This is a genomic window from Campylobacter sp. Cr9 (assembly GCF_020138295.1).
In the GTDB taxonomy this organism is placed as follows: domain Bacteria; phylum Campylobacterota; class Campylobacteria; order Campylobacterales; family Campylobacteraceae; genus Campylobacter_E.
In genome coordinates this window covers 1-10,212 of sequence record NZ_JACGBH010000025.1, presented here as the reverse complement: position 1 = coordinate 10,212, position 10,212 = coordinate 1, and the positions used below count along the sequence as shown (strand labels likewise).

12 protein-coding genes are annotated in these 10,212 nt (G+C 28.8%); 4 read left to right on the top strand and 8 right to left on the bottom strand.

Annotated elements, in window-relative coordinates:
• The 8 genes from AVANS14531_RS08950 to AVANS14531_RS08915 form a co-directional block, all read right to left on the bottom strand.
• On the bottom strand, nucleotides 1-3,168 hold a 3,168-nt coding region (locus AVANS14531_RS08950; RefSeq protein WP_336612136.1), incomplete at its 3' end, for a beta strand repeat-containing protein.
• Between the two features lie 203 nt (nucleotides 3,169-3,371).
• Complete coding sequence (locus AVANS14531_RS08945; protein WP_336612135.1) at nucleotides 3,372-3,851, bottom strand: GNAT family N-acetyltransferase; 480 nt, start codon at nucleotides 3,849-3,851, stop codon at nucleotides 3,372-3,374.
• Nucleotides 3,852-3,879: 28 nt separating this feature from the next.
• Nucleotides 3,880-4,236 carry a 50S ribosomal protein L19 gene (gene rplS / locus AVANS14531_RS08940; RefSeq protein WP_239817471.1) on the bottom strand — a complete coding sequence of 119 codons (357 nt, stop codon included), beginning with the start codon at nucleotides 4,234-4,236 and terminating at the stop codon, nucleotides 3,880-3,882.
• Nucleotides 4,226-4,942 (bottom strand): tRNA (guanosine(37)-N1)-methyltransferase TrmD, encoded by a 717-nt coding sequence (trmD, locus tag AVANS14531_RS08935; RefSeq protein ID WP_239817472.1) that lies wholly within the window; start codon nucleotides 4,940-4,942, stop codon nucleotides 4,226-4,228. Before trmD ends, rplS begins: the two co-directional genes overlap by 11 nt.
• Entirely contained in the window at nucleotides 4,942-5,463 is a 522-nt protein-coding gene (rimM, locus tag AVANS14531_RS08930; RefSeq protein WP_336612134.1) for a ribosome maturation factor RimM, read from the bottom strand. Before rimM ends, trmD begins: the two co-directional genes overlap by 1 nt.
• Nucleotides 5,453-5,698 carry a KH domain-containing protein gene (locus tag AVANS14531_RS08925; RefSeq protein WP_239817474.1) on the bottom strand — a complete coding sequence of 82 codons (246 nt, stop codon included), beginning with the start codon at nucleotides 5,696-5,698 and terminating at the stop codon, nucleotides 5,453-5,455. The genes rimM and AVANS14531_RS08925 overlap by 11 nt, the downstream gene beginning before the upstream one ends.
• On the bottom strand, nucleotides 5,698-5,922 hold the full coding sequence (gene rpsP, locus AVANS14531_RS08920) for a 30S ribosomal protein S16 (protein ID WP_239817475.1): 225 nt from the start codon (nucleotides 5,920-5,922) through the stop codon (nucleotides 5,698-5,700). The genes AVANS14531_RS08925 and rpsP overlap by 1 nt, the downstream gene beginning before the upstream one ends.
• 91 nt (nucleotides 5,923-6,013) lie before the next feature.
• Nucleotides 6,014-7,345, bottom strand: a complete 1,332-nt coding sequence (locus tag AVANS14531_RS08915; RefSeq protein WP_336612133.1) for a signal recognition particle protein — start codon at nucleotides 7,343-7,345, stop codon at nucleotides 6,014-6,016.
• 100 nt (nucleotides 7,346-7,445) lie between these two features.
• On the opposite strand from AVANS14531_RS08915, the gene AVANS14531_RS08910 reads away from it, so the two are divergent.
• From AVANS14531_RS08910 to AVANS14531_RS08895, 4 genes are all read left to right on the top strand, one after another.
• Nucleotides 7,446-8,591: an MFS transporter gene (locus AVANS14531_RS08910; RefSeq protein WP_336612132.1), complete on the top strand. Its 1,146-nt coding sequence runs from the start codon at nucleotides 7,446-7,448 to the stop codon at nucleotides 8,589-8,591.
• A 58-nt stretch (nucleotides 8,592-8,649) separates the two neighbouring features.
• Nucleotides 8,650-8,844, top strand: a complete 195-nt coding sequence (rpmI, locus tag AVANS14531_RS08905; RefSeq protein ID WP_214117785.1) for a 50S ribosomal protein L35 — start codon at nucleotides 8,650-8,652, stop codon at nucleotides 8,842-8,844.
• A gap of 81 nt (nucleotides 8,845-8,925) precedes the next feature.
• Nucleotides 8,926-9,279, top strand: a complete 354-nt coding sequence (rplT, locus tag AVANS14531_RS08900; RefSeq protein WP_239817479.1) for a 50S ribosomal protein L20 — start codon at nucleotides 8,926-8,928, stop codon at nucleotides 9,277-9,279.
• 107 nt (nucleotides 9,280-9,386) lie between these two features.
• Nucleotides 9,387-10,019: a tetratricopeptide repeat protein gene (locus AVANS14531_RS08895; protein ID WP_336612131.1), complete on the top strand. Its 633-nt coding sequence runs from the start codon at nucleotides 9,387-9,389 to the stop codon at nucleotides 10,017-10,019.
• Nucleotides 10,020-10,212 lie beyond the last annotated feature (193 nt).

The following is a 10,212-nucleotide window of genomic DNA, read 5'->3' as shown; positions in this document are numbered from 1 at the left end:
GTTGACTGTAGAGCCATTATCTAGCGTTACTTTTGTTTGTTCTTTTAAGGTCAAGTTATTAAAGGTAGAATTATCTATTACTGATTCGCATTCGTCAGGTTTATCACAATTAATAGTTACAGTGCCACCAAATACTGAGCCTTTAGCATATAGTTGTTTTACATCTGTTGTACCTGTAAATTCTGCACCTTTTTCAGCTGCTAAGAAGTCAGTTGCTACACTACCATGAAACTTAGAGCCTGCGTTTGCAATAATGCTATCTGTTACAACTACCTTGCTATTAGCATCAAATACTGAACCATTATTTGCTATTAGTATGTTCGAGCTAACTTCGTTCGTAAAGTTTGCACCGCTGTTAGCTGTGATTTTCTTAGTTGCTTTTACTATGCCACTAAAAATTGCTTTATCGTTAGCTATTATGTTTCCTGCTGTTACATTGCCTTTAAAATTAGCATTAGCTGATGTTAATGTATTTACAACATCTACGGTGCTAGCAAATTCTGAAGCTGTTGTTCCTACTAAAGTCTCTAAATTATTTGCTTTTACTGAGCTATTAAATTTAGAACCATTACTTGCTGTTAGTGTATTTGTATCAATTGCGTTAGCAAAGCTTGAACTATCAGCTATGATTGAATTGTTTTTAACTATGTTTCCACTAAATGTAGAACCTGTTGCTTTAATATCTGTTGCATTTATATTGCTAGTAGCTGTAAATGTTGAACCTGCATTTGCTTCTAGGAATGCTGAATTTATCGTACCATCAAAACTAGCCCCGTTTGAAGTGATTTTATTGGTTGCTGTTGTTGAACCTTTAAAGTTTGAACCAGCATTTGCTATGATATTATCGTTTGCTTTTACATTGCTATTTGTATCAAATACTGAGCCACTATTAGCTGTGATTGTGTTTGCTGTAATAGTAGTTGGTGTAGTTCCACCAAAAATTGCCTTATCGTTAGCTATTATATTTCCTGCTGTTACATTGTTTGTAAAATTAGCATTAGCTGATGTTAGTGTGTTTGTAACATTTACTGTGTTAGCAAAATTTGAAGCTATTGTTCCTGCTAAGGTTTCTAAATCTCCTGCTGTTACAGTGCCGTTAAATGTAGCACCGTTTGAGGTTAGCTTGTTAGTAGTAATATTACTTGTAGTTTCAAATGTTGAACCACTATTTGCTGTGATTGCATTAGCTGTAACATTACCTTTAAACTTAGAGTTATTACTTGCCGTTAGCGTATTTGTATCGATTGCTTTTTCAAATGTTGAGCTATCAGCTGTGATTGAATTGTTTTTAGCTATTGTGCCACTAAATGTAGCACCAACTGCATTTATATCTGTTGCTATTACATTGCTACTTGCACCAAATGTTGAACCTGTATTTGCTTCTAGGAATGCTGTTTTTATTTCTTTTTCAAATGTAGCACCTGTTGAAGTGATTTTATTGATTGCACTTACATTGCCTTTAAAATCTGCATTATTTGCCGTAATTGAAGTTGCAATATCTACATTACCACTAAATGTTGATTTGTTATTTGCTAAGGTTTCTAATTCATTTGCTTTTACTAAGCCACCAAATGTAGCACCATTTGAAGTGATTTTATTAGTTGCTGTAGTGTTGGCGTTAAAGTTAGAACCATTATTTGCATTAATTGTATTAGCTGTAACATCTTTAGTAAATGTTGTATCGCTTGATGTGATTGAGTTGGTGATATTTACAATTCCGTTAAAAGTAGAATTACCTTTCGTAGTGTCTTTACTACTTATCAAATCACTCGCTGTTACTGCACCACCAAAAGTAGAACCGGTTACATTTAATGTGTTGGTAACATTTGTAACTCCATTTACAGTAGATGTTTTAATATCGGCTTCTTTTGCTGTGATTGTGCTTGTAATATCTAAGGTAGAATTTGTCATATCAAGTTTAGTTTGGGCATTGATTTTAACACCTATTGCATTTGCAATATCTTTTATAGTGATGTTTTGGGCTCTTAGATTATTTTCGGTAGTTAAACCTGAATTATTAATAGTCACCCTATTTAAAGTTAAGTTTTGAAGATTAGTATTTTGCCATTGCGTTCCTATACCGGTATTATTCAGTGAACCACCTATAATATTTAAAGAACCATCTTTATCCCCACTACCCGCAGCATTTATAGAAAGATTTGTTAAACTAGTATTGTTTAAAGTAATATTAGCACTATCTTTAATAACTATATTATGATCACTTGGAGTTGCAGTCGTTTTTGAAATAATTGTGCCATCCATAATTACTGTTCCTTGTAACCAAAAATAGTCTTTATTATCACTTAAATCAATTTTGCCTTTATTAATAGTTGCATTTTCTACAACTGTAGTTCCTTTTGATTTTGTTATATCTACATTAGTTAAATTAGTGTTTTTGATATTTACATTTCCACCACTAGATTTTACAATAACATCATTTATTGTTCCATTACCATTAAAATTTAGTGTTCCATTAGTTTGATTTACATTTGGTTTTGTTCCATTAGTTGATTTTTCTATATTATTTATATTTATTGTTCCACTTTTGACATTTATATCAAGAGAAGCATTTTCTCTAATAGTTTTTACTGTAAGTCTTGCATCTTTATTGCTATCTAAACCAATTTGAAGAATAGAATTATTAATAGCAGCAAGTTCATTGATAACATCATTATCAGCATTATGATACTCATCAGCGTAAGTAGTACCATCCAATGTTAATTTATTAAAATTTATTGAACCATATCCACTATTTCTTTGAACATAAGAATTTTTAAAATTTGCATTTTCTGCTGTTACATGAGCTTTATATAAATTTAATCTCATATTATCTAAATTTAAATTTGTAATATTTATTTTACTAATAGGAGAGTTTGCTCCATCAAAAGTAATATAATTATAACCTATCTCATTTGGCTTAGTAGTTGACTTTAAATCCATAGTAGTAACTGTCAAATTAGCAGACTGCTTATCATTTATTGATAAATTAGCATTACTACCTTTTATTTCATTTATATTGTGTGTTCCACTTACTTCTATTGTTTTACTACTAATATCACAAGGAGTTTGTCCGTTAGGACAAGCTGTGCTTAATTCTTCGGCGAATAAATACCCCCCCCCGCTGATTGCTAAACAAGTTAATAATGATAAACTTAATTTATATTTCATGAGTTTTCCTTATTTTGTAATCGTTATTTTTCATAAAAAATTAAATGTTTCATTTTAACAAAATTATGATTAATTACTTTGCCCTAAAGTCCATTGATTAAGATAAATTCTTATTTGAAATTATTATAAATTTTTACATTAAAATGCATTGTTTAAATTATAAAGTAAATGCGAAAATTTTAAAAAGAATTTGAATTAGGAATTTAAATTTTTTTATTAGCTAGTTTATCAATGCCTATTTTATCTAATCTTAGCATACCCCAATCATCTTGCCTAAATGCTCCGATTTTTTCATAAAATTTTAAACTTGGTTCATTGTCATTCAAACAGCAAAAATCAATTCTTTCATAATTATTCTCGTAAGCAATCTTAGCTAATTCATAAAAAATAGCCTTGCCTATTCCTAAACCACGATAATCGCTATCTACGAATAAATCTTCTAGATAAATTCCACATTTTCCTAAAAATGTTGAAAAATTATTAAAATACAAAGCAAAACCAACGGGCTTAAAATCATAATATGCTATTAAAACATAAGCTTTTTCTTTTTCAAATAACCATTCTTTTAATAATTCAGTAGTTGCAACTACACAATCTGATAATTTTTCGTATTCTGCGAGTTTTTTAATAAAACTCAAAATTAAATCTAAATCTTTTTCTGAAGCTTGTTTGATTTCAATCATAAGAAGAACGGAGAAAATCTCCGTAATATTAGCGTTTAAGTTCTTTAATTCTTGCAGCTTTACCGCGTAATCTGCGTAGATAAAATAGTCTTGAGCGTCTTACTTTACCACGGCGAACAACACTTATGCTTTCTAAACTATCTGAATAAATTGGGAATATTCTCTCAACTCCAACACCATTTGCACCTATTTTGCGAACCATAAAAGTTTCACCTGTGCCTTGACCACGGCGAGCTATACAAATACCTTCAAAATTTTGAACTCTTGTTTTATCGCCTTCTTTAATATGAATAGCAAGTTTTAAAGTATCACCAGCTCTAAAATCTGGAACATTTTTACCTTCAATTTGCTTAGCTTCAAATTGCTCAATATATTTATTTCTCATAGTTTTTCCTTAAATTATTGTGCTTGGCAAGTAAATCCGGGCGGTGGAATTTAGTCTTGCAAAACGATAGATGATTTTTTAAAAGGTTAATATTAGCGTGATTACCCTTAACAAAACTTGAAATTGAATAAAATTTATTAAAAATATTATTTTTTTTGTATTCATATATAAAAGGTTTGGTAAAAGATGGTGCTTCTAGCAAATAATTTTCAAAACTTTCTTCAACCAAACTTTCTTCATTTAATACACCTTTTACATTTCTAGCAATAGCATCACACAAACATAAAGCACCTAATTCTCCACCAGTTAATACAAAATCTCCTATACTAAAAACTTCATTAGCATAATTTTCAAAAACACGCTCATCAATTCCTTCATATCTTCCGCATACGAAAGTTATTTCATTTTTTAAAGCTAATCTTTTTGCATCAATTTGTTTAAAAGGTTTTCCTGTTGGGCTTAAAAAAATAATATGGGTATTTTTATAATTTTCTAAGCAATCAAATAAAGGCTGACAAGACATAAGCATTCCTGCTCCGCCACTGATTTTTGTATCATCAACTTTATTATGTTTATGTTTTGAATAAAGTCTTGGATTATCATAATTTAATTTTATAAGTTCTTTTTCTTTTGCAATTTTTAAAATACTTTCATTAAAGTAGCTCTCAATTAAATTTGGAAATAAACTTATAAAATTAAATGTCATTATGAGTTTTCTAAAATAACCTTAGAATTTTTTACCTTGATACACTCGTTCACTGAGATTATAAAATTATCATGAAATGGGATATAAAAACTATTTGGCATTCCTTGATTAAGCAATTTTATATCTGTTTTAATTTCTAGCAAATCATTAGCTCCAGTCTCAAGAATATCTACAACTTTACCTAATAGCTCATCTTCTTCATATGCTAAAAGTCCTATAATATCAAAATAAAAATGTTCGTTCTTATTTAATTTAATATTCTTTCTAGTATTCTCAACGCTTGAATAAAGTTCCATATTTACTAATTCTTTAGCGCTATTTATATCTTCATACCCTACAAATTGAATTAAAGAATTATTAAAATCAAAAGATTTTATAATGAATTTCTTACCATTTTTATCAAAAAACTCAGCCTTTGGCTTAAATTGTTCGTAAAAATCACTTTTATTATGAAGTTTTAAAAACCCAATTAATCCATGAGTTTTACCTATTTTTGCAACGAAAACCAAATTATTCATCAAAAGTTTTTACCGTGATTTTATAATTTAGTTTTTGAGTGTTTTTATTATTAACAGCTATTGTTTTTATAGCAGTGATTATTTTACCTGACTTACCTATAAGTCTTCCTGCATCAACTTTAGTAGCCATAATAACAATATCTACTAAATTATCTTGCTTTTCTTCTACAAAAATCTCTAGCCGCTCAGGATTTGCGGCTATTGTTTTTGCATATGTAAAAATAAAATCTTTTACCATTATTTTGTAATTCTTGCTACACGATCGCTTAGTTTTGCACCAACGCTCTTCCAGTAAGCTAGTCTTTCAGCATCATATTTAATTGTTTCTGGTTCGCTCATTGGGTTATAATATCCAATACTTTCAATCCAGCCACCATCTCTTCTTTTTCTGCTGTCTGTTACTACTATACGATAAAAAGGACGTTTCTTTCTACCCATTCTTGTTAGTCTTACAACTGTCATTTTTTCTCCTTGATTGATTTAAAGATTTTTTATAAACAAAAATTGTCTATAAAAAAGCTTTAAATAAGTTTAAAGCTTTAAAAATTTTTTATTATTTTGGAAAATTTCCTTGATTTAGCATAGAACCTAAGCCTTTCATACCACCTTTTGAAAGTTTTTTAGCAATTTTTGAAGCATTTTCAAATTGCTTTAAAAATCTATTAACTTCCATTTGAGAAAGCCCTGCACCTTTTGCAATTCTTGCTTTTCTTGCATTATTTAAAAGACTTGGCATTTCTCTTTCTTTTGGTGTCATTGAGCTAATCATGGCTTTAATATGTATCATTTCTTTTGAACTTTCTAAATCTATATCTTTAACTTTATTTGCAACCCCACTAAGTCCTGGTATCATTCCAACTAATGAGCCTAAATTACCTAATTTCTTAACACTTTCTAATTGGTTTATAAAATCGTTGAAGTTAAATTCACCTTTTTTAATCTTTTTGCTTAAAATTTTTGCTTCTTTTTCATCAAACACAGCAGAAGTTTTTTCCATTAAAGTCGCTAAGTCACCTTCACCCATTATACGGCCAACAATTCTTTCAGGCACAAAGCTTTCAAAATCTCCTACTTTTTCTCCAATACCTACGAATTTTAAAGGTAGATTTAATAATTTTGCTATACCTAAAGCAACCCCACCTTTAGTATCAGCGTCAAATTTACTTAAAATAACACCGCTAATTCCTATTTTTTCATTAAAGATTTCAGCAGTTTTTACACCTTCTTGACCACTCATAGCATCAGCTACATAAAAACTCTCATATGGATTAACAATTTCTTTTACACGAGCAAGCTCATTCATTAGTGGCTCATCAATTGCTAAACGACCAGCAGTATCTACTAATAAAACATCGTATAAATTATCTTTTGCTTTTTTTAATGCTGCAGATGCAACTTCGCAAGGGTCTTTGCTATCCATTGAAAATAAATCAATTTCATTTGCTTCGCATAATTGTCTTAATTGCTCTACCGCTGCAAGTCTTTGTAAGTCACACGCTGCAACTAAAACCTTTTTCTTTCTTAGTTTTAAATAATTAGCTAATTTAATTGTGCTAGTAGTTTTACCACCACCTTGCAAACCTATCATCATAACTGATGTTAAGCCACTTGGAGAAAATCTAAATTCGCTAATCTTATTCTCTGGTGTTAATATGTTTGTAAGATTGTTTTTAATAGCATCTAGGAAGTGTTTTTGACCTATTCCTTTTGCTTTTACTTCGTTTTCTACATTAACTAATAATTCTTTTGTTACTTTAAAATGAACATCAGCTTTTAATAAAGATTTTTTCAGTGTTTCCATTGCGTTTTTTAACGCTTTTTCATCATCTATTGTTTTTAATTTATTTACTGCTTGCTTAAAAGAATCACTAATTAATTCAAACATTAAAAACTTCCTTATATAAAAATTTAAAAAGAAACAATTATATATTTAAATGCTTTATAATTGTTTAATATATTTTTTTATAGTTTTGTAAAGGAAAATTATGAAAAAAAATTATTTTTTAATAAGCATTTTATGTGTAATTTTTATATCACTTAATTTAAGAGCACCGATAACTGCAATAGGCCCTTTGGTTGATAAAATTATGCTTTCTTATGAGCTTAATTCAACCCAAATAGGAATATTAAGTTCTTTGCCACTTTTATGCTTTTTCATATTTTCTTTAATAGCTCCTATCTTACCAAACACAAAAGCTATGTTTTCTGCAATTATTTTGATCATTATAGGTTTATTTACAAGGGCATTTTTTAATACTTTCTTTTTATTTTTTGGAACTATTTTAATAGGCTTAGGAATTGCAATTTTAAATGTTTTAATGCCAAGTTTTATCAAAAATAATTTTAAAAATATAGGCAAAATTATGGCAATTTATGGAATGATTTTAAGTGTTTCTAGCTTAATTGGAGTTTTTGGACATTATATGGTTGAATACATAGGCTTAAGCGGAACTTTATTTTGTTGGGTTGTTTTTGCAATTATTGCATTGTTTTGTTATCTTCCTTTTATTAAAAACAATAGATTAAATAGAAAACAAAATCTTAAAAAATTTAAAGATTTTTTAGGCATTTTTAAAAACCAAAAAGCTTGGATAATAACAGGATTTATGGGCTTACAAAGCTGTGTATTTTATACGATAATTACTTGGTATCCTAGCATTTTAGCAACTAATTTAAGCAACGATACAGCCACAAATATTGTTATATTATTTCAATTTTGCGCTATGTTTTCTGCATATTTTATCCCTAGTAAAATGGCAAACTCAAGCAATAATACATTGCTTTTATGCTTAGTTTGTTTTAGCAATATATTTGCATTTTTTATATGCTTACTTAGTTCAAATATATATATTTTGATATTTTCTGCTTTATTATTTTCTATTCCTGTTGGTGGGATTTTTGGAGTTGCTTTAACTATGATTGCTATAAAATCAAAAAATAGTGAAACTACCGTGTATCTTAGCTCTATGGCACAAAGTGTTGGATATCTAATCGCAACCATAGGACCTATTATTTTTGGATATTTTAAAGATTTGAGTGGAAATTTTGATATTTCAATTATTTTTATGATAATCATTAGCTCTTTATTGCTTATTTTTGCCTTACTTTCAAATAAAATAAGCTATATATAAACTTTTTATGCTAAAATCTGTTCTTCTTTTTTAGAAAATTCAACAAAAAGGAAAGCTTATGCCAAAAATGAAGAGCGTAAAAAGTGCTTCTAAGCGCTTTAGAGTAGGCAAAAACAAAATTAAACGTGGTTCAGCTTATAGAAGCCACATTTTAACTAAAAAGCCTGCAAAAAGAATGCGTGATTTAAGAACAGCAAAATTTGTTCATGCTACAAATGAAAGCCGTGTTCTTAAAATGCTTTGTATGAAATAAGAGTTTTTGATTTTTTAATCATTCGTTACCCCCGTTTAGGGAAAGATTTGCTTTAGGCAAACGCCATTAAAAGGAGAAATTATGGCAAGAGTAAAAACAGGCGTAGTAAGACGCAGAAGACATAAAAAATTATTAAAATTAGCTAGAGGTTTTTATAGCGGTCGTAGAAAACACTTTAGAAAAGCTAAAGAACAATTAGAAAGAAGCTTGGTATATGCTTACCGCGATAGACGCCGCAAGAAAAGAGATTTCCGCCGTTTATGGATTATTAGAATTAATGCGGCATGCCGTTTAAATGATTTAAGCTATTCAAGATTTATGAATGGTCTTAAAAAAGCTGGAATTGAACTAGATAGAAAAGTTCTAGCAGATATGGCAATGAACGACGCAGCAGCATTTGCAAAAATTGCTGAAGCAGCTAAAAAAGCACTATAATTATTTCCTAGCTAAAATTAGCTAGGATTTTCTTTATTTCTTATTTTTTTCATATATACATTTTCAAAAATTCGCTAAAATTACTAGCTTTAAAAAAAGGAGTTAGTATGAAAAAATTATCAATTTTATTACTTGGTTTAACTTTAGGTGCAAACGAATGTGCTAGTTTGCAAGAGTGTATGCAAAATGCAAATTTTTATCAATTTGATAGAGAAGATGAAAAAAACGCTAGCGTTTATTATAAAATAGCTTGTGAAAAATACGAAAGTTATAACGCTTGCAAGGCATTAAGCGATATTTACAAATATTCTGATATTTTAGAAAATTCAAAATTAAGCAAAAAATATAAAAATAAGACTATTAAAATAGCGAAAGAACAATGTAAAAATAATAACGCGGAAGCTTGTTATGATTATGCAAATTACTGCGAAGTAAATTATACAAAATGCGAAGATTATGAAAAAATTTATAAACAATCTTTTGACTTATATACAGCAGAATGTGAAAACAAAAATTATTCATCTTGTTATTATCTAGCAAATATGTATTTTAATGGAACAGGTACTAATATAAATGAAGAAAAAGCACTTGATTTACATAAATATGCTTGCTTTAACAAAGATAATAAAAGTTGTTATGAAGTAGCGCAACATTACGAAAATAAATCTTTAGAATTTTTAAGAAAATCTTGTGAATTAGGATTTAAATACGCTTGCGAGAAGTTAGATAATATAAGATAAGCTTTTTAATAACTAAAAAGCTAAGAATTTGAATTCGGAATTAGCTTCTAATTCCTATTTCAAATTCTAATAACTTATATTACTCCCACCTACTGGAATATAAACAATATCGCTTTTAGAAATATCGGTAAAATTAGTATTTGTTTTTGAAATTCTACCTTTTAGTATTTGTATTACTGAATTAAGGCTTAGC